The following is a 26683-nucleotide window of genomic DNA, read 5'->3' as shown; positions in this document are numbered from 1 at the left end:
GTCCTCGTGAGCGGTGGCGTGAGTCCCGACGATAACCGAAGCAGTGCCCCAACTCCCACTTCCGTCATCACCGCGCGTCCGCTCCAGCGCGAACGCATCCGTGGTTAGGCAGCGCATACGCCGCCACCGTTTATCGCGTTGCCGCCGGCACGTGCGCTTCGCGATCGACTCGCGGATTTCGGCGCGAAATCCGCACGGCTCATCGCACCGCGATGGATCACCCCGATCGACCGGACATGCAGCGCGCGAATGCGCCGACGAATGCCTGCCGGGCAGGTCGGCTCAGAGTCCGCCCGCCGCCTGCGCCACCGCGCGGAACAACGCGCGCCCCTTGTTCATCGTCTCCTCCCACTCCATGGTTGGATCGGAATCGAACACCACGCCGCCGCCGGCCTGCACGTACAAGCGGCCGTCCTGGATCACCGCGGTGCGGATCGCGATCGCGGTGTCGGCGTCGCCCCACCAGCCGATGTAGCCGATCGCGCCGGCGTAGATGTTGCGCTTGTGCGGTTCGAGTTCCTGAATGATCTCGATCGCGCGGATCTTCGGCGCGCCGCTGACGGTGCCGGCCGGGAACGTCGCCTTCAGCACGTCCATGTAGGAGAGACCATCGCGCAGGTCGCCTTCGACCTGGCTGACGATATGCATCACGTGCGAGTAGCGCTCGATCACGAAGCTCTCGGTGAGCGCGACGCTGCCGGTCTTGCTGACCCGACCGACGTCATTGCGACCGAGGTCGATCAGCATCAGGTGCTCGGCGCGCTCCTTCGCATCGACGAGCAGTTCGGTTTCGAGCGCGAGGTCTTCCTCGTGCGTCTTGCCACGTGGGCGCGTGCCGGCGATCGGGCGGACAACGACCTTGCCTTCCTTCAGGCGCACCAGGATTTCTGGCGACGAACCGACGATCTGGGTGTTGCCGAGATCGAGAAAATACATGTACGGCGATGGATTCAACGCACGCAGCGCGCGATACACGTCGACCGGCCGCGCGCGGAACGGCACCGACAAACGCTGCGAGGGCACGACCTGGAAGATGTCGCCGGCGCGGATGTATTCCTTCGCGCGTTCGACCATTGTTTCGTACTCGTCGCGCGTGAAACTGGACTTGAAATCGGTTTCCTCGAGCGCCTTCGGATCGAGCACGTCGGGATAACCGGAACCGGAATGACGCAGGCGGAACGCAAGCTCGTCGAGGCGCCTGCGCGCGCGCGCGTAGGCCTGCGGCTGCGCGGGATCGGCATGCACGATCAGGTACAGCCGACCCTTGAGGTTGTCGAACACCGCGACTTCCTCGCTCAGCATCAGCAGCGCATCCGGCGTGCCGAGCAGATCGGGCTTGCTGGCGCGCGCGAGGCGCGGCTCGATCCAGCCGACCGTCTCGAAACCGAAATGCCCGACCAGGCCACCGCTGAACGCGGGCAGGCCCGGCAGCTGCGGTACGCGATAGCTCGCGCGGATCTTCTCGATCTCGGCGAGCGGATCGGCGAGCTCGCGCGTTTCGACGACCTCGCCGAGTTCTTCGACGGTCAGCGTGTTTCCGCGCAGCACGTACACGCGCCGGCACGGCAGGCCGATGATCGAATGACGGCCCCAGGTCTCCCCGCCCTCGACCGATTCGAACAGGTAGGAATACGGCCCGTCGGCGAGTTTCAAGTACACCGACAGCGGCGTGTCGAGATCGGACAGCACCTCGCGCACTACGGGGATACGGTTGTGACCCTGTGCCGCGAGCGCGGCGAATTCTTCGCGGGTGATCACGGCGTCGAGCGGTCGAGGCAGTTTCTCGGACCGCGACGATAGCAGGACACGGGGTGCCGCCGCTGCCGTCACGCTGCGTGAACCCTCTCAGAACGCCGGCACCACCGCGCCGTGGTATTTCTTTTCGATGAACGCTTTTACGTCCGCACTGGTCAGAGCGGCCGCGAGCTTGTGCACCGCCGGCGCGTCCTTGTTGTCCTCGCGGCCAACCAGGAAATTCACGTAGGGCGACTTGCCGTCCTCGATCGCGAGCGCGTCATGGGTTGGGTCGAGCTTGGCGTCAAGCGCGTAGTTGGTGTTGATCAACGCAAGGTCGACCTGGCCGAGGATGCGCGGCAGCGTCGCCGCCTCGAGTTCGCGGAACTTGAGCTGCTTCGGATTGGCGATGATGTCCTTGAGCGTCGACACCGCGCTCGCGGGATCCTTGAGCGTGATCAGACCGGCCTTGGCGAGCAGCAGCAGCGCGCGACCGCCGTTGCTGGCATCGTTCGGCAGCGCCACGCTGGCACCGTCGGTGACTTCGGCCAGCGTCTTGAATTTCTTCGAGTACAAGGCGAACGGCTCGATGTGCACGCCGACCACCGGCACCAGGTGCATGCCCTTGGCACGGTTGAATTCGTCGAGATAGGGCTTGGTCTGGAAGAAGTTCAGATCGATGCGTTTCTCGGCGACCTGCAGGTTCGGCTGCACGTAGTCGGTGAACACCTTGATCTTGAGGTCGACGCCTTCAGCAGCGAGCGTCGGCTTGACCACTTCGAGGATCTCGGCATGCGGCACCGCGGTCGCAGCGACGGTGAGCGTCTCCGCGGCGTGCGCGGAGAACGCGACCAGCGCAGCGAGCAGGAGGTAGCGTTTCATTTCGTTCTTCCTTTGGAGAAAGCCGTAATTGTGCGCGCCACGCGAATCCGGCGACATGCGCGTTGCGCGCAACGACATGACGAAGCGTCATATCGACGTTCAGCGCCGGCTGAAGCGCGCGACCAGACGATCGCCGAGCATCTGCAATACCTGCACGAGTATCAGCAACAGGACCACGGTGACGACCATCACGTCCGTCTGGAAGCGCTGATAGCCGAAGCGCACGGCGAGATCGCCGAGGCCACCGGCGCCGATCACGCCGGCCATCGCGGTGTACGAGACCAGCGCGATCGCGGTCACGGTCACGCCGGCGATGAGGCCCGGCAGCGCCTCCGGCAGCAACGCGCCGAACACGATCTGGCGCGTGCTGGCGCCCATCGCCTGGCTCGCCTCGATGATGCCGCGATCGACTTCGCGCAATGCGCTTTCGACCAGGCGCGCGAAGAACGGCGCGGTGCCGATGACCAGCGGAGGAATCGCGCCGGCCACGCCGAGCGAGGTGCCGACCAGCAGCACCGTGAACGGGATCATCACGATCAAGAGGATGATGAACGGCACCGAGCGCAGCACGTTGACGACGAACGAGAGCGCCGCGTACACCACCGGCTGATCGAGCAGCTGGCGCTTGCCGGTCAGGAACAGCAGCACGCCGAGCGGCAGGCCGAGCACAACGCTGGCAAGCAGCGAGCCGCCGAGCATCAGCAATGTATCGAGGCTGGCCTGCCCGATCTCGGCCCAGTCGATGTTGGCGAACCAGCCTTCCATCAAGCGACCCCCTCGACCTGCACGTCGGCTTCGGCGAACGCGCGCAGCGCGCGCTCGATGTCGCCGCCGACCAGGGCCAGCGTGAGCTGGCCGTAGGGCGTGTCCTTGATGCGGTCGATGCGGCCGGCGAGGATGCTGTAGTCGACGCCGCTCGCACGCGCGACGCTGCCGAGCAGCGGCGCATAGGTCGCCTCGCCGCGGAAGGTCAGGCGCACGATGCGACCGTTCGCCCGCGCCAGGTCCGCGCGCCGCTCGCGCTCGTCGACATGCTCGGCTTCGAGCACGAAGCGGCGCGTGGTTGGATGCCGCGGATGCAGGAACACGTCGGCGACCGCGCCGCTCTCGACCAGATGGCCGGCGTCGAGCACCGCGACGCGGTCGCAGACGCGGCGGATCACATCCATCTCGTGGGTGATCAGCACGATGGTGAGGCCAAGCTCACGATTGAGTTCGCCGAGCAGTTGCAGCACCGACGCGGTCGTTTCCGGATCGAGCGCGCTGGTCGCCTCGTCGCAGAGCAGGATGTCCGGTGCGCAGGCCCGCGCGCGCGCAATGCCGACGCGCTGCTTCTGGCCGCCGGAGAGCTGCGCCGGATACGTGTCCGCCCGCGTGGCGAGACCGACTCTTTCGAGCAGCTCGCCGACGCGGCGCGCGATCTCCGCACGCGGCCGACCGGCCAGACGCAGCGGAAACGCGACGTTCTGCGCGACCGTCTTCGATCCCAGCAGGTTGAAGTGCTGGAAGATCATGCCGATGCGCCGGCGCAGCGCACGCAGACCGTCGCCGTCCAGGCCGCTGATGTCCTCGCCGTCGATCAGCAGACGCCCGCCGCTCGGTCGCTCGATCAGGTTGATCGTGCGCAGCAGGGTCGATTTGCCGGCGCCGGAATGGCCGATCACGCCGAATACCTCGCCGCGCGCGATACCCAGGTCGAGCGCATGCAAGGCGCGGACTTCGCCGCCGCCGACCCGATAGTGCTTGTGGATGCCGTCGAATTCGATCATGCGGCATTATAGACATCCGTCCGTATAGACATCCGTCCGTCCATGCCTTGCGGAGCGATCCGCGCGGGATGCCTCGCACTATGCGGTCGCGTCGTCTTCGGCGAGCCGCCGCCGTGGCATGCCGGCCAAGGTCAGCGTGAATTCGACGCCACGGTCGTCGTCGAGATTGCGCGCGGCGGCGTGGCCGCGGTGCAACTCGGCGACGAGACGCACGACGTACAGGCCGAGGCCGAGGTGCGGCGTCTCGCCGCCGGCCGCGCCCTTGCCGCGCATGCTGACCAGCGAGTCGAACAAACGCTCCTGCATCGCAGCCGGCAGCAGCGAACCCGAATTCGCAAAGCGGATCGTCGCGCCATTCCCATCACGCTCCAGCACGAGCGCGATCCAGCCGTCCACCGGCGTGAACGAGCGTGCATTGTCGAACAGCTTGTCGAGCGCCTGCGCGATCAGTTCCGGTGCGCCATGGAACGGCAGTGCTGCAGCCGGCAGGTCGAGCCGGAGTTCGCGGCCGCCGCACAGCGTGCGATAACCCTCGGCACAGCCGGCGACCAGCGCGCGCAGGTCGAAATCCTCGGCATCCGCCGAGGCGATCGCGCGCTCGATGCGGTTCGCCTCGCTCATCGCGCGCACGATCGTGCCGAGCCGCTCCGCGCCATCGCGCGCGCGCGACAGATACGGCCGCGCGGCCGCCGGCAGTTCGTGATGATCGAGGTTGTCCAGTGAGGACTTCACGATCGCGAGCGGCGTGTTGAGCTCATGCGACAGCTTCGATGCCAGCGTGCGCAAGTACTCGGTGTACGAACCGACCTCGTCGACCAGCCGGCCGAAGCTGCGCGCAAGATCGCCCAGCTCGTCGGGCGAGTCGATCAGCGGCAATGGGCCATCCAGCCGTCCGGACGTCCTCACCGCGCGCTCGGCCGCGTTGCGCAGGCGGCGGATGCGGAACGACAACGAGGCACCGAAGATGAGCAGGATCGCACCGGCAATTGCGAGCGCAGCCAGGGTGGCACCAGCGAGGCCGAGCAATGCGCGGTTCGCAAGCAGCGGCAGCGCGCGATTGGCCTGTTCCAGCAACAGCGCACCACGCGTGCCCTCGGCGCCCTGCAACGGCACCGCCGCGGCCAGCACGACCACGCCGTCCTGCTCGGCCGCGCGCCAGCTGGTCGCCGCGACGCCGGACAGGGCCTGCCAGACCTCGGTCGCGTCGATGCGCGGCGGATCGCCGCCGAGCGCGGCGGAGCCGCTGAAGGCTGGCGCGATCGCGGCTCGATAGACCAGGTTGGCGAGCCAGCCGGATTTCTCCTCGCGCGCCGCATCGGCGGCCGCGAGACGGCCCGCATCGGCGAGCAGCCATGCATCGGCGGCGACGATGCGCGCACGCGCATGCTCCGGCACCAGCGGCTGCAATGTACGTGCGGCTGCGTCGTCATAGGCGATCAGCGCGCGCGGCTCGGGAGAGTCCGTGCCGGGCTGCGCCGCGTCGTAGACGCCGAGCCCGATCCGTTCCGGCTCGACCCCACGTGGCAGGCGCAGCTCGATGCGGTAGCCGGAGCCGTCTTCCTGCAGCACACCCGAAACATGATCGGGCAGTCCCTCCGCCCGGCCCTGCGCCGGCGCACCGAATGCGCCGGGCGCTGCGCTCGAGAGCAGATAGCGCTGCGTCTCGGCGCCACGAACCAGCACGAGGGTGACGTGATCGCTGATCGCCGCCCGTGGATCCGTAGGATCCACTCGTGTGCGCGTGGCGTCGCGCACCTCGGCGAACAGGTACAGGCCATCGCGGCCGCGCGCGAGCAGCACGCGCAACTTCTGCGCGTCATGCGCAGGACCGAGCGCCTGCGCAAACGGCTTCAGGGTCGCCCAGTCGTCGCCATAACCATCGACCACGATCGGCTCGCCCACGCGATTGACGTACAGCACCGACTCCGTCTGCGGCAATTCGATGCGCCGCGCATCGAGCGCCTTCGCGAGCATGCCGGCCGACGCGAGCAGGGCCTGTTCCTGGCCCTGGCGCAGCAGCGCCTCGGTCTGCTCGACGAACTGCCAGCCGGCCCACGGCAGCGCGAGCGTGGAGAGTGCGACGAGCAGAAGTTTGAAGCGCAGGGACATGGAGTGAAGCTGGGAATGAGAAGGGAGAATCGGCGAAGCTTAAAGCCTCGTCGTCCCGGCGAACGCCGGGACCCAAGGCCTTATCCGGACCCAGGCAATACGCTGGATCCCGGCGTTCGCCGGAATGACGAGCTGTTTCCTTTCCGACTACCGGCCGCTGACTTCCTCCTCAAGCACGCCACCGATACCCAGCGCCATGCACCGTATCGATCGCGTCGAACGCGGGGTCGATCGCGATGAACTTCTTGCGGATGCGCTTGATATGCGAGGTGATCGTGGCGTCGTCGACCACGACCTGCGCGTCACGCATCAGCTGGTCGCGGCTCTTCACATGGCCCGGGAAGCGCACCAGCGTGTGCACCATCCAGAACTCGGTGACGGTCAGCGGCACGTCGATGCCGTTCCAGGTCACGCGCATGCGCTCGGTCTCGAGCTTGAGCGGCCCCTGCGCGAACACGCTGTCCGCCGCAACCGGCCGACGCAGCGCCTCCATGCGCCGGAACAACGCGTTGATGCGCGCGGCGAGCTGGTGCAGCGAGGTGTCCTTGGCGAGGTAATCGTCGGCGCCGAGGCGCAGACCCGAGATCACGTCGAAATCCGAGTCGCGCGCGGTCAGGAACAGGATCGGCAAGGTGGCCGATTTCGCACGCAGGCTGCGGCAGAGCTCGAAGCCGCCTTCCGGTTCGTCGCCGAGGCCGACGTCGATGATGACCAGTTCCGGCAGGCGCTGCGCAAACGCGGTTTCGGCCTCGCCGCGCGATGCGTAGCCGCGCACTTCGTAGCCGAGCCGCGTCAGCGCCTCGACGTAATTGGCACGGATCAGTGGTTCGTCCTCGACGATGGCGATGCTGCGTGGCATGGGCGACTTCCTCGGAATACGGCGCAAGGCAGCTTACGCAGCGCTTCCTCCCGAGCGCAACGACCGCAGCGCAGACGTCAGGGAATTGCCAGAACTCGTCGGCACGGCGCCCCGGGGCATGCCCGATGCGTCCCTGGCGGGGCGATCCAATGTCATCGCAGTCCACCCCGGAGAAACACGATGACCACGCAACGTCCCGATCCCAACGCCGAACTTCATACGCGTGAGCCGCTGCGCGTCGTGTTCGCGCTGGCCGCGGTCGCACTCGGCCTGATCGCCATGTTCCACGGCTGAACGGAGCGCGCCATGGACCACGATGCGAACCAGACACTGCGCGCTGTCGACGACAGCCGCCACGACCCGATTCCCGAGACGATCGCCGATGGCTTGTGGCTGGGCGGCGAGGCGATGGTCGCGCCTGCCTGCATCAACGGCCTGCGCGCGGCGGAGCGGACGTCCGGCGACTACGTCGATCCGCTGTGGCAGGTCATCTGAGGAAACCCTTGCTGCACCCGCGCCGGGCGATTGCCCCTCCCTTCCGGGCCCGGCGCGGTCCTTTCCTCCGGGAATCAGATGCCGACGGCCGCGGATTTCATCTGCGCGATCACCGCGCGGTAATCCTTCTCGTTGAAGATCGCGGAACCGGCGACGAACGTGTCGGCGCCCGCGCGCGCGATCTCGCCGATGTTGTCGGGCTTCACGCCGCCATCGATCTCCAGGCGGATCGCGCGACCGCTCACATCGATGCGCTCGCGTGCCAGCCGCAGCTTGTCGAGCGCGGCCGGGATGAAGCTCTGGCCGCCGAAACCCGGATTCACCGACATGATCAGCACCAGGTCGAGCTTGTCGAGCACGTAGTCGAGCCAGCTCAGCGAGGTGGCCGGATTGAACACGAGACCGGCCTTGCAGCCGTTGTCGTGGATCAGCTGGATCGTGCGATCGACGTGCTCGCTCGCTTCCGGGTGGAAGCTGATCGTCGTGGCACCGGCCTTCGCGAAGTCCGGCACGATGCGGTCGACGGGCTTGACCATCAGGTGCACATCGATGGGCGCGGTGACGCCGTGTTTGCGCAAGGCCTGGCAGACCAGCGGTCCAATCGTGAGATTGGGGACGTAGTGGTTGTCCATCACGTCGAAATGGACCCACTCCGCGCCGGCATCGATCACCGCATCGACCTCCGCGCCCAGGCGTGCGAAGTCGGCCGAGAGGATCGACGGGGCGATGACGGCAGGCTGTCTGGCCATGTTCGCTTCTCCAAGGTGTTGGGTGGGATCGGCGAGCGCCGCGTTGCTTTTTTTGCCAAGGCCGAAGCCTAAAGCATCAAGCCGGCCGACGCTCCGAACGGCTATTTCACGCCGCGCTCTGCCTTGACGCGCTCGTACGCGGCATTGATCTCTCTTGCTCGCTCGCCGGCGCGGCGCTTCGGTTCCTCGGGCACGTCACCGAGCTTGTCCGGATGGTGCTGGCTCATCAGCTTGCGGTAGGCGCGCTTGATGTCGCGCTCGTTCGCATCGCGGGCGATGCCGAGCACCGCATACGGATCAATCTCGGATGCTGCACGCGACGCTGGCGGCGGTCGCGGGCCGTAGCCGCGCGGCCCCTGCGCCGCCGACGCGTAGCCTTTCATCGCGGACAGCCAGGCCAGCTCATGATCGCTGACGCCGAGCGCCCCGCACAGCTTGCGTACCAGCGCGAGTTTGGCGTCGGCGAGCGGGCCCTCGGCGTGCACGAGATCGAGCAGCAGGTCGAGCACGATGAAGGCAAGATCGCGGCGGCCGTGGCACCAGGCCCTGAGCTGGCCGATCGCGAGGGCCGCATCGAAACCGGACTGCTTGCCGTCCGTGAAGCGTTCGATCGCGGCGCGGCGCTGCTCGGAATCCAGGTGCAGGCGTGCCATCAAGGCTTCGGTCGCGGCGATCTCGGGCTCGGAAACGCGACCATCGGATTTCGACAACGCGCCGGCGAACGCGAACAGGGGCTCGATGAAGCCGCCGCGCATCGAGGGAGGCCGCAACCGCATCACTGCGTTGTCGTAGAAATGGCCGAGCATCGCGCCGATGATCAGGCCAACCGGATGGTGGAACAGGATCAGGCCGAGGATCGCGCCGACCAGCTTGCCGACGACGCTCATCGCGCGCTATCCATCGGCGCGAGGCGCCCAAGCGCAGCGGCCGGCGCGCGTCGAGACGGAGCTGCGTGCTGCGAGTCGATCGACTGGATGGGCATTGCGGTCCGGTGACTGGAAAAGCCGCGGATTCTAGCAAGCGTCGTCTGAAGCGCCGTTCAGGCATCGCTGTCCGCTGACGCGCGCGGCAGGGCGCAAGCCGCCGCCGGAATCGGCCGCTACAATCGCCCCCTACGTGGCGTCTGCGCCCCACCAACGGAATCCATCGTGCCGACCGTGCTCTCCCAATCGCATCTTCCCGGGCTTGACCTGATCCATCGCGGCAAGGTGCGCGACGTCTATGCGATCGGCGCCGGCGAACTGCTGATCGTCGCCAGTGACCGCCTGTCCGCGTTCGACGTGGTGCTGCCCGATCCGATTCCGGGCAAGGGCGAGATGCTGACCCAGATCTCGAACTTCTGGTTCGGCAAGACCGCGCACCTGGTGCCGAACCACCTGACCGGCAGGAAAGTCGCCGACGTGCTGCCGCCCGGCACCGACGTCGCGCTGTATGCGAAGCGCAGCGTCGTCGCCAAGCGGCTGAAGCCGGTGCCGGTCGAGGCGATCGCGCGCGGCTATTTGATCGGCTCGGGCTGGAAGGACTACCAGGCCAGCGGTTCGCTGTGCGGCATCAAACTACCCACCGGGCTGCGTCAGGCCGAGCGACTGCCGGAGCCGATCTTCACGCCGTCGACCAAGGCCGCGGTCGGCGCGCACGACGAGAACGTCAGTTTCGATCACGTCGTGGAAACCATCGGCGCCGATCTCGCCGAGCAGGTGCGCGCGGCGACGCTGGCGATCTACTCGTTCGCCGCTGCCTATGCGGCCGAGCGTGGCATCCTGATCGCCGACACCAAGTTCGAGTTCGGCACCGACGCCAGCGGCAAGCTGTACGTGATGGACGAGATGCTGACGCCGGACTCCTCGCGCTTCTGGCCGGCCGACCAGTACCGCGTCGGCATCAGCCCGCCGAGTTACGACAAGCAGTTCGTGCGCGACTACCTGGAAACGCTGAACTGGAACAAGATCGCACCCGGCCCGCACGTTCCCGGCGATGTGATCGCCGGCACCGCGGCAAAGTATGCCGAGGCGCTGCAGCGGCTGGCCGGCATCGTGGTCGATTGATCACGCGGGACCGGCTTGCCCATCCATCGCTCAACGCTGTCCGGTCGACGGCTTCGGCGACGCTTTTTCCGACGCAAGACGCGCATCGAGACCTGCCTGCGCCTTGGCCGCGAGGGCCTTGCAGGCTTGCGGATCGACCACGGGATCGGGCTTTTCGCCACGATCGCGCGCCGCGATCCGGTCCGGCAAGCCGCTGAGCTCGGGATGCGGCGTGATCAGGATGTCGCACGGCAATGCGGCGATCGTCGCGATCGAGGCGCGGAAATCCTCGACCCGGTGCGGATGCGCCGCATCGTCCGTGAAGCGATAGCCGTCGCGGCTGATCGCAGAGAAGCTGTCCGCATAGACGAGATCGAAGCAGCGTCCGTGCTCGCAGGATCGCCAGGTCCAGCTCGTCCCGCCCGGCGTGTGGCCCGGCGTGTAGTGGGCAGTGAGCGCGAGCGGGCCGACCCGCACCGCTTCGCCGTCGGCAACGCGCACCACGTTCGCCACCGCGGGATAGAGCGACGCCTCGCCATACTGCGGATCGTCCGGGTCGTTGCCGCCGGCCTCCAGCGCGAGCGCGCCGGCCGCACTGGCGCGGACCTGGGCGCCGCTGTCCTTCGCCAGCGCGGCGAGCGCGCCGGCGTGATCGAAATGCGCGTGCGAGTTGAGGATCACACGGATGTCGGCGAGCTTGAAGCCGAGGCTGGCGATGTTCGCTTCGACCAACTGCGCATTGTCCGGCAGGGTGCCGTCGATCAGTACGTGGCCTTTCGGCGACGTGACCAGGATCGCGGCGAGTCCGCGCGAACCGACGTACCAGGTGTCGCCGTAGATGCGGAACGGCGGCTGCGGCTCGGACCAGCGCGGATCGCGCGCGTGGGCCCCGGCCGTGGCGAGGAATGCGGCGCCGAGGCAGCACGCGCGCAGGATTGATTTCATCGTATCGCTCCTTGCGGAAGTGGAACGGCAGACTGACCGATCGGAATGGCAGCAACATGGCAAGTTGCGGCCGCACAGATGGCGCAAATGGGACGGGCAACCCTGCGATGTTGCCGCGGAGCGATGCGAGACGCGCGCACGAACCCTGCTGCAGCGCGCCTTCCCACGCCGTCACCCTTGGCTCTACAGTAGCCCGATCCCATGCGTGAGGACGGCGCCATGCGCAGCGTGAACGACTGGTTCGGCAGCTACAGCGCCGATCATCAGAATCCGATCAACCGGCTGATCCACTGGATCTGCGTGCCGGCGATCCTGTGGGCCGCGATCGCAGCGCTGTGGCTTATCCCGGTGTCGCCGTCGATCGGCCGGCCCGGCTTCTGGTGCGGTCTGGTCATGGTCGGCGCGCTGTCGTTCTATTGGCGGCTGTCGCGGCCACTGGGTGTGGCGATGCTGCTGGTGTTCGTCCTGCTCGGCCTGCTCACGGAAGGACTGTACCGCTCGCTCGGCGCTTCGCAGCTGCTCTGGCTCGCAATCGGCGTGTTTGTCATTGCATGGATCGGCCAGTTCGTCGGCCATATCATCGAAGGCAAGCGGCCCTCGTTCTTCACCGATCTGGCCTACCTGCTGATTGGTCCCGCTTGGTTGACCGGCAAGATCATGCGGCGCATCGGCGTCGCGTACTGAACCGCGCGTTCAACTACTCGGCTGCATGCGTGCGGGGCCGTTCATGCTTCGATACCTCAGCACGAACGGCTCATTGGCATTGCGGCCTCGAAAAAGCCGTTCGCCCTGAGGTATCGAAGGGCGCTTCGATACTTCAGCGCGAACGGGGCCGTTCGCCGATGCTTTTCGATCGAGCGCTTAGCCTGCCGGCCGCACGTCGAGCGTCATCGCGTGGAAGTCCATCGTCACCACGCTATGCGCGAACAACGCGTTGCCGACCGTTGCCTCGAACAGACCGTCGGGCTGATGCACGGGCTCCTTGCCCTCGCCGACGAAATACAGCGTCGGTTTCTTGTCCGCGATGACGCGCTTGCCGAAGCCGAGGCTGTGCGCCGGCGTGGCCAGCATGTTCACGCCGCCGTCGGTGTAGCCGAAGAATTCCGGCGTGCCCTGCTTGTGCAGGCCGAGCTTGTCGACGGCCGCGTCGTAGACCAGCAGGGTACCGGTGTAGCAGGTGTCGATCTGCGCATGCACCGGCTTGCCATCCACGGTGAACGGAGTGCCAACCACGATCGGCGGACCGTGCTCGCCGAACGTGATCAGCTGCAGCGTACCGGGCGCCGGACCGGTGTCCGTCTTCGCCGGCGTGGTGATCACGTCCGAGATCCTCAGCACATGGTGCGGGTAGTCGATCTGCAGGATGCGGTCCTTGAAGGCTGTATACGCGATCGCTCCGTCTGCCGGCGGCGCGTGCTCGCCGTACGCGCTGCGGTCCAGCACGAGGAACTTGGCATCTGTCCTGGCCTTGCCGAGTGCCACGCCATGCACGCCTCCTCGATACATGCCCGGCAGCGTCTTGCCGCCCTGCACGATCGGCTCGAGTTTCCAGCCGAGCGCGTTCGCCGCTTCGGTCGTGAGTCCTGAATTGATGTTGCCGGTGTCCAGCAGCAGCGTGCGCGGCTTGGCACCATCGAGCGCGACCTCGATGCAGATCAGGCCATCGCACTCATGGAACGGCAACTCGGCGCTGAAATGCGGCGCGGGAGACACGTGAGCCAGCGCGGATGCCGACAGCGCAGCAGAGGCCAACAGGAGGACATACAGAGGACGCATCCATGATCTCCGGGAAATGTTAGACCGGTGATCATTGGATCCGGCACACGCGGGCTGCGCCCGGGCCGGAAGTCACGCGGCGCGCTGTCGTGACGACGGCGCGCCGCGTGTTCGATCGGGTTGCGGTTATGGGCCCTTGATGATCGCGGCGTTGGAGACCTGCACGGCTGCGCCGCCGGTGACCAGCATGCTCGCCATTTCGCCCTGCATTTCCACGGTCGCGGCCGGGAAATCGGTCGGATCAAGGAGCGAGCCGTGCTCGCCCTGCAGGAAGCGCACGGCGCCACGGATGCCGGTGGCCGATTGCGCGCTGCCGGTGATCGCGTTGAGGCCGAGCGCGGCGAGCAGGGGTTCGGTGCCGGACAGCGGTGCGCCCGGAACGCTGTTCGGAATTACCTGATCGGGCAGCACCGTGCCGCCGCCGATGACTTCCTGCGCCAGCAGGCGTTTGCCAGGCACGGTCGCGAGCAATGTGTTGTTGCCCCCGAAGTTGATCGGATCACCCGAATCGATCACGGTCTGCGTCGCCGCGAAATACGCGTCGTACGCCGGCGTGCCCTGCTGCAGACCCGCCGCGGCGAGACCGGCATGGATGCGTGGACCGAACGCCGGCGAGGCGTCCAGCAGGCGCGCGATGCCGCCGCCGGGCACGTTGATCACGCCGACCTTCACGTTCGGATCGATCGCGAGGAACACCGTGCCGACGATGCTGCCGAGCGACTGGCCGACGAAGCTGACCTTGGCCGTATCGAAATCGGTGCCGGTCGAGACATGCATGCCCTGCACTGCGTTCGACAGCGCGAGCAGGTCGACCGCGCCTTCGCGCAGGTTGTCGCGCGAGGTCAGCAGGCTCTGCAGGTTGATGAAATAGCTGCCGGACGGATCGATCTTGCCGTCCGGGCCCGGCGCGCCGGTGGTGTTGTCGGAAAGGTCGAGGTCGAACGTGCGCTCATGCGCCCCAAGCGCCACGAACGGCGTGTTGCCGACATAGAACGGGTTGGTCTTGTCGGTGACGCCGTGCAGCGGCAGGTCCATCGCGACGACTGCGAAGCCCTGCGCGGCCAATGTGCCGGCGATCGCGAGCATGTCGGTGCGGTTGCGCGTGATGCCGTGCTGGAAGATCACCAGCGGCCAGCCCGCGGCCGGCTTGGTCTTGCCGGACTTCGCGTTCGGCACGGTCATGAGCAGCGGCACGGTCTGCGTCGAGGTCGCGACCGGCAACGGGTTGGCGAAGGTCAGGTTGGTCGAGGTCGGATCGAGGCCGGCCTTGTCGAACGGCGGCACATAGGCGCCCGGCGCGGCCTTCCAGAAGCCGGTCAGCGGCGCGGTCGGATTGGTCTGGCTCGGCGCGCTGAGGTAGTACGGCAGGTCGATCGTGCCGATATAGATGTCGGCGATCGGCGGCAGGCCGTGGCCGAGGTCGCCGAGCGTCTTGCCGGTCGGCGCGAGATGCGTCGTCGCCGGCGGCGAATGCGCGATCACGCTCCCGATCGCCAGGAAGGTCGGCGTGATGCTCTGCGTGGTCGCGACCCAGGACATCGCGATCGAACCCGGCGCGACGCCGGCCGACGTCGCTGCCGCTTCCTGCGAATTGACCAGCTGGCGCAGCGGTTCGAGTGCGCAGGCCTGCGAGGCGGGCAGCGCCGGCAGCGTCGAGTGGCCGCCCGTGCACAACGGGCTGGTGCGTTCGGCCAGCAGGTAGGTCAACGATTGGCGCACGTTCGCGCCACCGGTGTTCTTGATGCCGTTGGTTACCACGGCCATGTACGAAGTCAGCTGCTTCAGCGGCGCTGTCGGCACGATCGCCAGCGTGCGGCCGGTCGCATCGGACGGCGCCAGCGCGACCACGAACTCCTGCGGTGACGTGAGTTCGCGCTTGACGCCGGTGACGCCGCCACCGGGACCGGTCAGGCTGACCTCAAACATGCGCACGGAACTGCCTGCGGCCAGCGAGGTCGCGTCGATCGGCGCCGAGAAGGTCAGCGACCACGGTGCGGTCGTGCTGAAACCGTCCAGCGCGTTCAGCGCGACCTGCGGGTCGGCGAAGTTGCCGGGATTGGCGACCGGAATGTTCAAGGTCAGGTCGGTCGTGCCGCTCAGCAGCAGATTGTTCGGAAACGGCACGACACCATGGGCCGGATCGAAATTCGCGATCGTGTGGAATTGGACCGGTGCGGTGTAGTCGTAGGCCTGCGCATCGCGCACGACGAACGTCGCAAACGCGGACGCGACGATGGCCGCAGTCGTGATCAGTCGAACCTGCATGGCTTGCCCCTTTGGATAGCGAAGACGACTCGAAGTCGCCGCATCTTAGGTCGTTCAAACGATCGTTGGCAACGCTGCACTGCGGCGAAAACCGCGCGCCACGCGGGCCTGCGCGGCGATGCATCCTGGCACGCGCGGGCCGGCGTCACAGGCGATGACCTCATCAATCCTTGCCAACCTGCAGCAGGTCGAGCGGCCGCCCGTTCGCGCGCATGTCGCGCTGCAGCTCGTACAGGTGCCGCACCGATGGGCACAACGCCTGGATCCGCGGGCCCAAGGCCTGCATGCGCCGTTCCAGCCGCGGGCGGAGGTCGCCGGCCAGGTCCGCGGCGCGATCACGCAGGGTCGCCGCTGCGTCGAGGTCGCCGCTGACGGCCGCCGATACCGCCTGCTGACCGAGATCGGCCGCGAGCAGCGGCACGATGTCCGCGGCAATGTCGTCCGCATAGCCGTCGAATGCGTCGCCCTGCCAGTCGTGGGTGCTGGTACTCGCCACGATGCGCCGCTTGAGTTCGGCGCTGCGCGCGGCGAGCCGCTGGTCGAGTTCGCCGCGCGTCTGCGCAGAGAGGCCGAGGTTCGCGGTTTCCGCACGCACCGACTTGACCGCGAGATCCACGCCCTCCGCCGCGACCGCCTTCACCTTCGGCACCAGTGCGCGCAGGTCGTGCTCGAACAACGCGAGGCGATCGCTGTCCTCGGCATTCAGCCGTACCGCCGTGCCCTCGACACCCAGCTGGCCGTTGCGCAGATCGATCCGTTTCGGCGCCGGCGTGGTGCGGTCGAAGCGCAGCGCATCCGGCGCGATCGTGAGGTCGTAGCTGCTGCTCGCGTGACAGGTCGTCGCGAGATCCTGTGCCCGCGCGCCGGGCACGACGATGAGCGCACAGGCGGCAACGACTAGCGTGATCGGTCGCATCGATTTTCCTCGAAAGCGTGGGCACGCAGCGATACCCGACTATGCACCAATCCGCGCTGAACCGGGCTGCGCACGCGTCGGTCGCACCGGATGCGGTCAACGAAACCTTCCATCCGTTCGTGTCGAGGCATCGAAACGCGAACGGATGCGGAAGCACGATTCGATGCTTCATCGCGAACGGCTGCACAGGATGTCTTCACTCCAACGTCGGGGCGATCGACGGACGTCGTTTCAAGCTCGGATCAGGCCGGGGACCACATCCGCGCATCCGGATGGAATGGCCGCGGCGCCCAGCCGAAGTCGGCGACGGCCGCCGAATGGTCGGCGACGAGATCGCGCGTGAGCCGATCGATCGCCGCGCCACTCGACGCGTGCAGACCCGCCGCGCGCGCGGCGCCGACCAGCGCGCGTGCGGCGCCGAGCGGGATCGGCAGCGGCAACGTACGCACCGGCAACGATGCCCGCACGCGTTCGAGCATCGCCACGAACGCGAGCCGTTCGCCGCCGCCGAGCGCGTAGGTTTTTCCCGCCGTCTGCAGGGTGGCGAGCGCGGCGATGCACGCCGCGGCGAGATCATCCGCATGCACCGGCTGACGCAGTCCGCTCGCGCCGACCATGCGCGGGAACACGCGCCAGCGCTGCGCGAACCGCGCGATCGGGGTCAGGCTGCGGTCGACACCGGCGCCATAAATCAGGGTCGGCCGGAACAGCGTCCACGCACACCCGCGCGCGTCGGCGCTGGCGATCAGCGCCTGCTCTGCGGCCTGCAGGCGCGCGGCGAGCGCGCGCTCGCCGGCATCGTCCGAATCGCGTTTGCTGTCGACACTCATCGAACCGAACGCGATCACGCGCGGCGCCCCGTCGAGGCGCGCCTGCGCGAACCAGCGCGCAAACGCATCGAGTGGACCGAGACTGAAAATCACGTCGGGCGTCGCGCATTCCGGCACGCCGCTGTCGAGATTGCCGACAACCCAGCGCAGGCGCGGCACCGCGCTCGCTCGCGGAACGCGGCTTACTGCAAGCACCTCGTGCCCGGCGCCGAGCAGGCGCGGCAGCAGGAACCGGCCGATCGCGCCGCTGGCGCCGAGGACCAGGATCTGCCGGCAATCCCTCGGCTGGCTCAATGCACCATCGGCCCGTGTGCCGTGGCAGGCGTCGGCACGGTCACCGGCAGGGTCAGCGTGAAGGTCGAACCCTGCCCGCGCGTCGTGCGCACCGCGATCGTTCCGCCCAGCTCCTCGACGAGCTGCTGTGCGAAGTCCAGTCCGAGCGCAGCCTCGTCCTCGGCAAACAGCGCACCGGTGGCGATCGGTCGCGTCTCGTCACCGCTGCCGCTGCCGGTTTCGGCGATCGCCACCTGGAGCGTGTTCACGTCGTTGTGCCGCGTCGACGCGGTCAGCGTGCCCTGCGCCTCGATCGTGCGTGCCGCGTGGTCGAGCACATGCAGGAACAGCTGACGGAGTTCGGCACCCGGCGCGCGGATCTTCGGTATCTCGCCGTAGTCGCGCCCGATCCGGATGCGCTCGCCCAGACGCGGCGTGAGCACGCGCAGTGCGTCGTCCAGGCAGGCGTTCACATCGACCGTGGCATGCGCGCCGCCGTCCGGCTCCGCGAACGCGCACAGCCCTTGCGCGTAGTCCGCCAATGCGCGTGCGCCGCCCAGGCTCTCGGCGAGCGCGCCGGCGCCCTTGTGCAGCGGATGCCGTTCCAGCGCCGCACGCGCCTCGAACAGCTTGCGGCGCGCCCCTTCGACGTGATGCACGAGCTGGTCCAGGGTCGCCTTGTCGGCACCGAGAATCAGCTCGACCGGCTGCAGGCAGTACTGCACGGCCGCGTCGAACTGCTTGACCCGTCCGCGGTAGTCCGCGAGTTGCGAGTCGGCGTCCTCAAGGCCGGCACGCACCGATTCCAGCGATCCGTGCAGATGCTGGGCGATGTCGCCAACCGGGCTGCCCGGCGCACCGAAGCGCGCCGAATCCATGACCTGCACCTGCTTTGCGCGCAACGCATCGGCCTCGTTTTCGGCGTCGAGCTTTGCGTACAGCAGCTCGCTTGCGTGCGCGTGCGCAGTGCCCAGCCGGCGCCACAGCCAGATGGCCACGCCGATCGCGGCGAACGCGCACACCCATCCGATCCACTCCATCCCGCACCTCCGGCCGGCAGCGATTGGCATGAACCGCACAAACCTGCAGCGCCCCATGCCTCCCACGCAGGATAGAACGCGCGCCCCGCGGGCGCCATTGCGCAGTGCGTGGAGTCTGTCACGCATCATCGCCGCTGTGACCACAGGCACACAAAACGCGCTCTTGGCGCCGTTGCAGGGGTACTCAGGTGCGCCCTGATTCGTTGGGCCGAGCCCTCGACAGCGCTCGCTCATCGCGCCGCATCAATAACTTGCCGCAAACGCGGCGTATGCGATGATGGCGTCGCGGCAACCGGAGGCTTTCCATGATCGCGCGCATCTGGCGGGGCATCACCCTGGTGGAAAAGGCCGATGCCTATATCGCGTACCTCGACGAGACCGGCCTCAAGGACTACGCAACCACGCCCGGCAATCGCGGCGTGACCGTGCTGCGACGCGTGCAAGGCGAGCACAGCGAGATCGTGCTGATTTCGCTGTGGGACTCGATGGACGCGGTACGCGCGTTCGCCGGCGAAAACCCCGAGCGCTCGGTGTACTACCCCGAGGACTCGAACTACCTGCTCGAGATGGAACCGCTGGTGCGGCACTACGAGGTGGCCGAGCAGATTGCGCCGGCGGCGGTGCCTGGAGCCGCGAAACCCGCGGCGGGCAAGAAGGGTTCCTGAAGTCCGCGCGCGATCGACAGGCCAGCCGCGGCGGCAAAACCGGCCGCGCCGATCTGCACACTGCGCGAGCGATATCGAGTTGTTTGCACCCGCGCCGCCGACTTGTAGGTTGGGCTGAGCGTAGCGATGCCCAACATCGGCGGGTGGAAGCGTTGGGGTTCGCAGGCTCACCCCAACCTACGGCCTGCTCAGCAGGTCGGGGCAAGCCAGAGAGCCGTCGTCGCCCGCAAATCGTCCGTGGAGCGGGCGCTTTTCACCGCCCGCTCCGCAGACTTCCAGGGTCACTTCCCGCTGGCCATCGCCGACAGTTCCGTGACCGTCATCGGCCCAATGGCATAGGTGTCGGTGTGCGAACTGATGTACTGGCGAAACTCGAGACTGGCCTTGAAGCCGAGCGCCATGCCCTTGGCGCGGGTCGCCTCGTCCACCTTCTTCTGCTGCGCGTCCGACAGGACCGGTCCTACCGAAAGGTAGTCCCACGAATCGCCGTCCGTATGCGCATACCACTGCGCCTGCGGCACGCCTGCCTGTTTATCGATCGCATCGCGGGCGGCCTGCCATTTCAGGAATTCAGTGTGCTTGCCCGCCGCGACGCGATAGATGCCGATAAGGGTGGTGCCTGGCTCGGTTGCCGCCGCGCTGCGCGGAGCAACAGCCATCATCGCGACGGCAGCCGGGATGACGGCGAACACGAATCCACGGATCAAGCGGTGCATGGTGCTCTCCCTGGGCACAAAGGTGCCCGACGTTCCGGCTCATGGGGCGCGGTCGGGAGCGCCGGAACTCTCCGGCCGCGTCTGGAAACGGCCGTGCAGATGGGAGGCTGAGGCGCGCACGCTACGCCGCGGTCAGGAGAGCGTCAACGCGCGGCCATCGTCAGGGAAGGATCGGCGATCCATCATTGACGTGCGAGGCTGGCGCGCTGACGTGTCCTTCCAATCCCTCAGCGCTTTTTCGGAATATACAAATCCGTAATCGTCCCCTCGTACACCTCCGCCGCCATGCCGACCGATTCGCTCAAGGTCGGATGCGGATGGATGGTCAGGCCGATATCCGCGGCCTCGCAGCCCATCTCGATCGCGAGTGCGATCTCGGCGATCAGATCACCGGCGTTCGGCGCGACGATGCCGGCGCCGATCACGCGGTGCGTGGCCTCGTCGAAGATCAGCTTGGTGAAGCCTTCGGTGCGGCCGATGCCGACTGCGCGGCCTGACGCCGCGTGCGGGAACTTGCCGATGCCGTAGGCAATGCCCTGCTTCTTCGCCTCGGTCTCGGTGAGGCCGACCCAGGCGATCTCGGGATCGGTGTAGGCGACGCTCGGCACCACGCGCGCGACGAACTCGCTTTTCTGCCCGGCTGCGACTTCGGCGGCGACCTTGCCCTCGTGCGTCGCCTTGTGCGCGAGCATCGGCTGGCCGACGAGGTCGCCGATCGCGAAGATGTGCGGCACGTTGGTGCGCATCTGCCGGTCGACCGGGATGAAGCCGCGCTCCGTGACGTTCACACCGGCCTTGTCCGCGCCGATCTTGTTGCCGTTCGCCGAGCGTCCGATCGCGACGAGCACGCGATCGTAGACCTGTGGATCGGGCGCCTTCTCGCCTTCGAAGGTCGCCTTGAGGCCATTCTTCTGCGCCTCGATCTTCGCGACCTTGACCTTGAGATGGATGCCGGCGTAGCGCTTCGACAAACGCTGCTGCAGCGGACGCACCAGGTCCGGATCGGTGCCCGGCATCAGCTGGTCGAGCAGTTCGACGACGGTGACCTCACTGCCGAGTGCGTCGTACACGCAAGCCATCTCGAGGCCGATGATGCCGCCGCCGACGACCAGCAGTGTCTTCGGGATGTCGGCGAGATCCAGCGCGTCGGTCGAATCCATCATGCGCGGGTCGTCCCACGGGAAACCGGGCAGCTTCACCGCCTGCGAACCGGCCGCGATGATCGCGTTCTCGAAGCGCACGAGTTTCTTGCCGCCCTTCGTCTCGACCTCGATCTCGTGCGGCGAGATGAAACGGCCGGTGCCCTGCACGACCGTGACCTTGCGCTGCTTGGCCATGCCACCGAGACCGCCGACCATCTGCGCAACGACCTTGTCCTTGGATTGGCGCAGCTTGTCGAGATCGATCTTCGGTGCGCTGAACGTGATGCCGATATCGGATGCGTGCGCGGCTTCATCGATCACGCGCGCCGCATGCAGCAGCGCCTTCGATGGAATGCAGCCGACGTTGAGGCAGACGCCGCCGAGCGCCGCGTAACGCTCGATCAGCACAGTGTTCTGGCCGAGATCGGCGGCGCGGAACGCGGCGGTGTAACCGCCCGGACCGGAGCCGAGCACGACGACCTGGCATTCGATGTCGGCCTTGCGGCCGGAATCCGCTGTAGCGCCGGGAGCAGGCGCAGTGGCAGACGCCTTTGCCCCTTCCCCCTTGACGGGGGAAGGTTGGGATGGGGGTGGCGCCGCGCCAGCGGCACTGCCTTTGGCTTCTACTGCAGATGCCCTCGGCGCCGTACCCCCACCCGAATCCTCCCCCGTCGAGGGAGAGGACTTCAAAGCGGTGGCACCCTGCGTCTCGATCACCGCAACCACGGCACCTTCGGCGACCTCGTCGTTGAGCTTGACGCGCACTTCCTTCACGACACCGGCGACGCTCGACGGCACCTCCATCGTCGCCTTGTCGGATTCGAGCGTGACCAGGCCCTGATCCTTGGCCACCGTGTCGCCCGGCTTGACCAGGATCTCGATGACCGGCACACCCTTGAAATTTCCGATGTCGGGGACTTTGACTTCAACCGTATTCGCCATGTCGTTCTCCGCGCCTCAGAGCAGCACGCGCCGCATATCGGCCAGCACCTGGCCGAGATACGCGGTGAAGCGCGCCGCCGAGGCACCGTCGATTACACGGTGGTCGTAGCTGAGCGAGAGCGGCAGGATCAGGCGCGGCTGGAACGCCTTGCCGTCCCACACCGGTTTCATCGCCGACTTCGACACGCCGAGGATCGCGACCTCGGGCGCGTTGACGATCGGCGTGAACGCGGTGCCGCCGATGCCGCCGAGCGAGGAGATCGAGAAGCAGCCGCCGGACATCTCGGCGGGGCCGAGCTTGCCTTCGCGCGCCTTCTTCGCGAGTTCGCCGGTTTCCTGCGCGATCTCGATGACGCCTTTCTTGTCGGCGTCCTTCAGCACCGGCACGACCAAGCCGTTCGGCGTGTCCGCGGCGAAGCCGATGTGGAAGTATTTCTTGAGGACCAGGTTCTCGCCGCTGGCGTCGAGCGAGGCGTTGAAGTCCGGATACTTCTTCAGCGCGGCGACGACCGCCTTGATCAGGAACGCGAGCATGGTCAGCTTGATGCCGGCCTTCTCGTTTTCCTTGTTCAGCGCGACACGCAGCGCTTCGAGATCGGTGACATCGGCGTCGTCGTGCTGGGTGACGTGCGGGATCATCACCCAGTTGCGCGCGAGGTTCGCGCCGGAGATCTTCTTGATCTTCGACAGCGGTTTCGACTCGACCTCGCCGAACTTCGCGAAATCCACGTTCGGCCACGGCAACAGGTTCAGTCCGCCGCCGACCGCGCCGCTGGACACCGCACCGCGCGCCGCGCCGCCGGTGAGGATCTGCTTCACGAACGCGCGCACATCCTGCTTGGTGATGCGGCCCTTGCGCTCGCTGCCCTTGACCTGGGTGAGATCGACGCCGAGTTCACGCGCGATCAGGCGCACGGCCGGGCTCGCATACGGCACCTGGTCCGGCATCACCGCGCTGGCGTCGAACGGCACCGGTGGCGTGCGCGGAGCGGCATCGGACCGCGTCTCTGTCGTCGGTGCGGGGGCGGATTTCACCGGCTCGACCTTCGCGGGCGCAGGCGGTGCCGCGGCCGGAGCCGCCTTCGCGGGCTCAGCGGCCGGCGCGGGTGCGGCGACCTGGGCCGATGCGGCCGCGCCGGTCTCGATCAGCGCGACCACGAAACCTTCCGCGATCTCGTCGCCAACCTTGACCTTGACCTCCTTGACCACGCCGTCGAACGGCGCCGGCACTTCCATCGTCGCCTTGTCCGATTCGAGCGTGACCAGGCCCTGGTCCTTGCTGACCGTATCGCCGGCTTTCACCAGCACTTCAATGACGGGCACGTTGGTGTAGTTGCCGATATCCGGCACCTTCGCTTCCTGGACGGCCATGCCTTGCTCCGAATCGTGATGCAGAACGCCAAGTTTCGCCGATTTGGGTGCGCGCCGTCATGCCACGCGTGGATCACACGCGATCGTGCGTTCCGGCACAGAGGTCGCGAGCACCGGACCTGCTAGATTGCGGCGCTTCCCGTTACCGGAATTCCTGCATGCGCCTCCATGTGTCCACCTTCGTAGTCGTCGCTCTCGCGGGCATCGCATCCGCAGCGGAGCCTGCGCCAACCCGGATCGCGGTCAGCGCCGCGCATCTCGTCGCGCCAGAGCAGGGCAAGGTGATCGACCATCCGCTGGTGCTGATCGAGGGCGAGCGCATCAAGGAAGTGCGCAGCGACGGTCAGGTGCCGGACGGCTACATGCGCATCGACCTCGGCAACGCGACCCTGCTGCCGGGCCTGATCGATTGCCACGTGCATCTGGCCAGCGATCCGACGCAGTCATCCGGCAACTATTACAAGGACGTGCTGCAGATGAGCGCGATCGATTTCGCGGTCAGCGCGCACGTGTTCGCGAAGCGCACGCTCGAAGCCGGCTTCACGACCGTGCGCAACCTGGGGTCCGCCGAATACATCGACGTTGCCCTGCGCAACGCGATCAACCGCGGCGACATCGCCGGCCCGCGCATCCTCGCCGCGACCCTGCCGCTCGGCGCGACCGGCGGCCACGCCGACGACACGACGGGATTCTCGCCGTATATCGAGTTCCACGGCGAAACCGGCGTCGCCGACGGCGTCGATGCGGTGCGGCGGCGCGTGCGCGAGGACGTCAAGCGCGGTGCCGACGTGATCAAGTTCATGGCCAGCGCCGGCGTGCTCAGCGCCGAGGAATCGGTCGGCGCGCCGCAATATTCGCAGGCCGAAATGGACGCGATCGTCGACGAGTCGCACCGCTGGGGCAAGCGCGTGGCCGCGCACGCACACGGCTCCGAGGCCATCAAGATGGCGATCAAGGCCGGCGTTGACTCGATCGAGCACTCCAGCCTGATCGACGACGAGGGCCTGAAGCTCGCGAAGCAGCACGGCACATATCTGGTCTTCGACGTCTACAACGACGACTACATCCTCGCCGAGTACACGCGCCTCGGTTTTCCGGCGAGCACGATCGAGAAAGAGAAGAAAGTCGGCCGCCTGCAGCGTGAGAGTTTCCGCCGTGCAGTCAAGGCCGGCGAGAAGCTCGCGTTCGGCACTGACGCCGGCGTCTACCCGCACGGCTGGAACGGCAAGCAGTTCGCGAAGATGGTCGAATGGGGCATGACGCCGATGCAGGCGATCCAGGCCGCGACGACGAACGCGGCGGACCTGCTGGGCTGGTCGGACAAGGTCGGCGCCGTGAAGCCGGGCTACTACGCCGACCTGGTCGCGGTCGACGGTGATCCGCTCGCCAGCGTCGCCGCGCTCGAGCACGTGAGTTTCGTGATGAAGGGCGGCGCGATCGTCAAATCGCCCGCCGCCCGCTGACTGACTTGCCTTTGCGGTTAAGCCCTCCCCTTCAAGGGGAGGGTTTGGGTGGGGATGGGTTTGACGCTCCGTTCGCAAGCGCCGACGCATCTCGCGCCACATGCAGCACCACCTCCCGCCGCGGAACCGGAATGCTGATGCCCTGGGCATCGAAGCGTTCCTTGATCGCGCGCAGCAGCGTGGTCTGCACGGACCAGTACTCTCCCGACTTCACCCATGGCCGGATCGCGAGGTTCACGCTCGAATCGGCAAGCTGCATCACCGCGACATCCGCGGGCGGATCGGCCAGCACGCGCGGTTCCGCGCCGAGCAGTTCGCGCACGACGGCGATCGCCTTGCCGATGTCATCGCCATAGCCGATGCCGACGACGAGGTCGAGGCGCCGCGTGCCGCGCGCGCTGTAGTTCACGATCGCGTCGCCCGCGACCTTGCCGTTCGGCAGCACGACCTCGCGGTTGTCCGGCGTCAGCAGGCGCGTGTGCATCAGGCTGACGTCCTGCACGGTGCCGCCGACGCCGGCGATCTCGACGTACTGGCCGACGCGGAACGGACGGAACACCATCAGCAGCACGCCCGCTGCAAGATGCGACAGCGAACCCTGCAAGGCGAGGCCGATCGCGAGGCCGGCGGCGCCGAGCGCGGCCAGCAGCGAGGCGGTCGGCACGCCGATGCGGTCGAGCGCGCCGGTGACGACCACGGCGAGCAGCAGCACCAGCACCAGGTTGTACAGGAAATGGCCCAGCAACGGATCGGCGCCGGCGCGTGCCAGCACGCGCTGCACGGCCATGGCAACGCGGCGCGCGAGCCACCAGCCGACCAGCAGGATCAACAGCGCGATCAGCAGCCGGCCGCTCCACGCGAACACCATGTCGGCGAACGCATGGGTGTCCAGCGATGCGTAGAATTCGCGCAGACGATCGGTCATCCCGCATCCTCGATCAACGAACCCGTATAGGCTACCAAGCCTGCAGTCGCCGGCGTACACGCCGGCTGGTGGCCACGACGACGCACGAAGGAGCTTCCCGCATGTATGTCCTCTACTACTCGCCCGGCACCGCCAGCATGGCCGTGCACCAGACCTTGCTCGAACTCGGCGCGCCGCATGAGCTGCGCAAGGTCGATTTCGACACGAACGCGCAGAAGAGCGCCGAGTACCTGCGCCTGAACCCGAACGGCATGGTGCCGACCCTGGTCGTCGACGGCGCGCCGCACTACGAATGCGCGGCGCTGCTGTTGCTGCTCGCCGAGCGCCATCCGGAAGCCGCATTGGCGCCCGCGCCCGGCACGCCGCAGCGCGCCACGTTCCTGCAATGGGTCGTGCATTTCGCGAACACGTTGCAGCCCGCCTACCGGCAATGGTTCTATCCGCAGGATTTCGCGCCGACCGAACATGAGAAAGAATCGAAGGAATTCGCGCGCCGGCGCATCGAGGCGGTGTGGGATCGGCTCGATGCGCACCTCGCTGCGCACGGTCCGCACATCCTCGGCGAGCAGCTCAGCATCGCGGACCTGTACGCGACGATGCTGATGCGCTGGTCGCGCAACATGCCCAAGCCCGCGACCGCCTGGCCGGCGTTGGCCGCACTCGCGCAGCGCGTGAAGGCGCGGCCGAGCTGGCAGCGCCTGTACGAGATCGAGGGACTGACCGAATGGGCGTAACCTGCTGCTCCGTCGCCGACCGGTGGCCGGCGGCGGTCCTCGTCAGGATCCGTCTGCGC

Annotated in this window: 24 protein-coding genes; 6 read left to right on the top strand and 18 right to left on the bottom strand. The window is 67.3% G+C overall.

From position 1 onward, the window contains the following. Positions 1-282: 282 nt before the first annotated feature. The 6 genes from trpE to pdsR all read right to left on the bottom strand — a co-directional run bounded on the left by trpE (position 283) and on the right by pdsR (position 7353). Positions 283-1758, bottom strand: a complete 1476-nt coding sequence (gene trpE / locus ABD002_RS11070) for an anthranilate synthase component I (protein ID WP_343790970.1) — start codon at positions 1756-1758, stop codon at positions 283-285. Positions 1759-1845: 87 nt separating this feature from the next. Next, complete coding sequence (locus ABD002_RS11065) at positions 1846-2616, bottom strand: MetQ/NlpA family ABC transporter substrate-binding protein (protein ID WP_343790967.1); 771 nt, start codon at positions 2614-2616, stop codon at positions 1846-1848. A 99-nt stretch (positions 2617-2715) separates the two neighbouring features. Further along, on the bottom strand, positions 2716-3381 hold the full coding sequence (locus tag ABD002_RS11060) for a methionine ABC transporter permease (RefSeq protein ID WP_343790964.1): 666 nt from the start codon (positions 3379-3381) through the stop codon (positions 2716-2718). Next, complete coding sequence (locus ABD002_RS11055; protein ID WP_343790961.1) at positions 3381-4385, bottom strand: methionine ABC transporter ATP-binding protein; 1005 nt, start codon at positions 4383-4385, stop codon at positions 3381-3383. The genes ABD002_RS11060 and ABD002_RS11055 overlap by 1 nt, the downstream gene beginning before the upstream one ends. A gap of 78 nt (positions 4386-4463) precedes the next feature. Continuing rightward, on the bottom strand, positions 4464-6494 hold the full coding sequence (locus ABD002_RS11050) for an ATP-binding protein (RefSeq protein WP_343790958.1): 2031 nt from the start codon (positions 6492-6494) through the stop codon (positions 4464-4466). A 169-nt stretch (positions 6495-6663) separates the two neighbouring features. Continuing rightward, positions 6664-7353, bottom strand: coding sequence for a proteobacterial dedicated sortase system response regulator (pdsR, locus tag ABD002_RS11045; RefSeq protein ID WP_343790955.1), 690 nt, complete (start codon positions 7351-7353; stop codon positions 6664-6666). A 306-nt stretch (positions 7354-7659) separates the two neighbouring features. Here pdsR and ABD002_RS11040 point away from each other — a divergent pair, with 306 nt between their 5' ends. Then, positions 7660-7848, top strand: coding sequence for a hypothetical protein (locus tag ABD002_RS11040; protein WP_343790952.1), 189 nt, complete (start codon positions 7660-7662; stop codon positions 7846-7848). 74 nt (positions 7849-7922) lie between these two features. Here the strand turns inward: ABD002_RS11040 and rpe are convergent, their stop codons facing one another. Further along, entirely contained in the window at positions 7923-8597 is a 675-nt protein-coding gene (gene rpe, locus ABD002_RS11035; protein ID WP_343790949.1) for a ribulose-phosphate 3-epimerase, read from the bottom strand. Positions 8598-8698: 101 nt separating this feature from the next. Next, a complete protein-coding gene (djlA, locus tag ABD002_RS11030; protein WP_343790946.1) occupies positions 8699-9484 on the bottom strand; it encodes a co-chaperone DjlA in 786 nt (261 codons plus the stop codon). Positions 9485-9745: 261 nt separating this feature from the next. On the opposite strand from djlA, the gene ABD002_RS11025 reads away from it, so the two are divergent. After that, the gene (locus ABD002_RS11025; RefSeq protein ID WP_343790943.1) at positions 9746-10642 is read left to right on the top strand and encodes a phosphoribosylaminoimidazolesuccinocarboxamide synthase; all 897 of its coding nucleotides are present in this window, start codon (positions 9746-9748) and stop codon (positions 10640-10642) included. Between the two features lie 30 nt (positions 10643-10672). Here the strand turns inward: ABD002_RS11025 and bla are convergent, their stop codons facing one another. After that, the gene (bla, locus tag ABD002_RS11020) at positions 10673-11566 is read right to left on the bottom strand and encodes a subclass B3 metallo-beta-lactamase (protein WP_343790940.1); all 894 of its coding nucleotides are present in this window, start codon (positions 11564-11566) and stop codon (positions 10673-10675) included. 219 nt (positions 11567-11785) lie between these two features. Between bla and ABD002_RS11015 the strand changes: the two genes are divergently transcribed. After that, on the top strand, positions 11786-12250 hold the full coding sequence (locus ABD002_RS11015; protein WP_343791408.1) for an Mpo1 family 2-hydroxy fatty acid dioxygenase: 465 nt from the start codon (positions 11786-11788) through the stop codon (positions 12248-12250). Between the two features lie 177 nt (positions 12251-12427). Here ABD002_RS11015 and ABD002_RS11010 read toward each other — a convergent pair whose 3' ends face one another. From ABD002_RS11010 to ABD002_RS10990, 5 genes are all read right to left on the bottom strand, one after another. Next, positions 12428-13342, bottom strand: coding sequence for a hypothetical protein (locus ABD002_RS11010; protein ID WP_343790937.1), 915 nt, complete (start codon positions 13340-13342; stop codon positions 12428-12430). A 126-nt stretch (positions 13343-13468) separates the two neighbouring features. After that, positions 13469-15607 carry an Ig-like domain-containing protein gene (locus ABD002_RS11005; protein ID WP_343790934.1) on the bottom strand — a complete coding sequence of 713 codons (2139 nt, stop codon included), beginning with the start codon at positions 15605-15607 and terminating at the stop codon, positions 13469-13471. Between the two features lie 163 nt (positions 15608-15770). Further along, positions 15771-16523, bottom strand: coding sequence for a DUF2884 family protein (locus tag ABD002_RS11000; RefSeq protein WP_343790931.1), 753 nt, complete (start codon positions 16521-16523; stop codon positions 15771-15773). Between the two features lie 242 nt (positions 16524-16765). Beyond that, entirely contained in the window at positions 16766-17647 is an 882-nt protein-coding gene (locus tag ABD002_RS10995) for an NAD-dependent epimerase/dehydratase family protein (protein ID WP_343790928.1), read from the bottom strand. Beyond that, entirely contained in the window at positions 17644-18666 is a 1023-nt protein-coding gene (locus ABD002_RS10990; RefSeq protein WP_343790925.1) for an ATP-binding protein, read from the bottom strand. Before ABD002_RS10990 ends, ABD002_RS10995 begins: the two co-directional genes overlap by 4 nt. Positions 18667-18971: 305 nt before the next feature. Between ABD002_RS10990 and ABD002_RS10985 the strand changes: the two genes are divergently transcribed. Further along, complete coding sequence (locus ABD002_RS10985; protein WP_343790922.1) at positions 18972-19331, top strand: antibiotic biosynthesis monooxygenase family protein; 360 nt, start codon at positions 18972-18974, stop codon at positions 19329-19331. A 281-nt stretch (positions 19332-19612) separates the two neighbouring features. Here the strand turns inward: ABD002_RS10985 and ABD002_RS10980 are convergent, their stop codons facing one another. The 3 genes from ABD002_RS10980 to aceF form a co-directional block, all read right to left on the bottom strand. Next, a complete protein-coding gene (locus ABD002_RS10980) occupies positions 19613-20047 on the bottom strand; it encodes a hypothetical protein (RefSeq protein ID WP_343790919.1) in 435 nt (144 codons plus the stop codon). A 227-nt stretch (positions 20048-20274) separates the two neighbouring features. Beyond that, the gene (gene lpdA / locus ABD002_RS10975; RefSeq protein ID WP_343790916.1) at positions 20275-22131 is read right to left on the bottom strand and encodes a dihydrolipoyl dehydrogenase; all 1857 of its coding nucleotides are present in this window, start codon (positions 22129-22131) and stop codon (positions 20275-20277) included. Positions 22132-22146: 15 nt separating this feature from the next. Continuing rightward, entirely contained in the window at positions 22147-23502 is a 1356-nt protein-coding gene (gene aceF / locus ABD002_RS10970) for a dihydrolipoyllysine-residue acetyltransferase (RefSeq protein WP_343790913.1), read from the bottom strand. 158 nt (positions 23503-23660) lie between these two features. On the opposite strand from aceF, the gene ABD002_RS10965 reads away from it, so the two are divergent. Then, on the top strand, positions 23661-24965 hold the full coding sequence (locus tag ABD002_RS10965; RefSeq protein ID WP_343790910.1) for a Xaa-Pro dipeptidase: 1305 nt from the start codon (positions 23661-23663) through the stop codon (positions 24963-24965). Positions 24966-24996: 31 nt separating this feature from the next. Here the strand turns inward: ABD002_RS10965 and ABD002_RS10960 are convergent, their stop codons facing one another. Continuing rightward, positions 24997-25890 (bottom strand): mechanosensitive ion channel family protein, encoded by an 894-nt coding sequence (locus tag ABD002_RS10960; RefSeq protein WP_343790907.1) that lies wholly within the window; start codon positions 25888-25890, stop codon positions 24997-24999. 101 nt (positions 25891-25991) lie between these two features. Here ABD002_RS10960 and ABD002_RS10955 point away from each other — a divergent pair, with 101 nt between their 5' ends. Next, positions 25992-26624, top strand: coding sequence for a glutathione S-transferase family protein (locus ABD002_RS10955; protein WP_343790905.1), 633 nt, complete (start codon positions 25992-25994; stop codon positions 26622-26624). Positions 26625-26683 lie beyond the last annotated feature (59 nt).

It is taken from the genome of Dokdonella soli (assembly GCF_039523175.1).
Lineage (GTDB): Bacteria > Pseudomonadota > Gammaproteobacteria > Xanthomonadales > Rhodanobacteraceae > Dokdonella_A > Dokdonella_A soli.
Note: the sequence above shows the minus strand (reverse complement) of the source record. Positions and strands in the feature narration are given on the sequence as shown.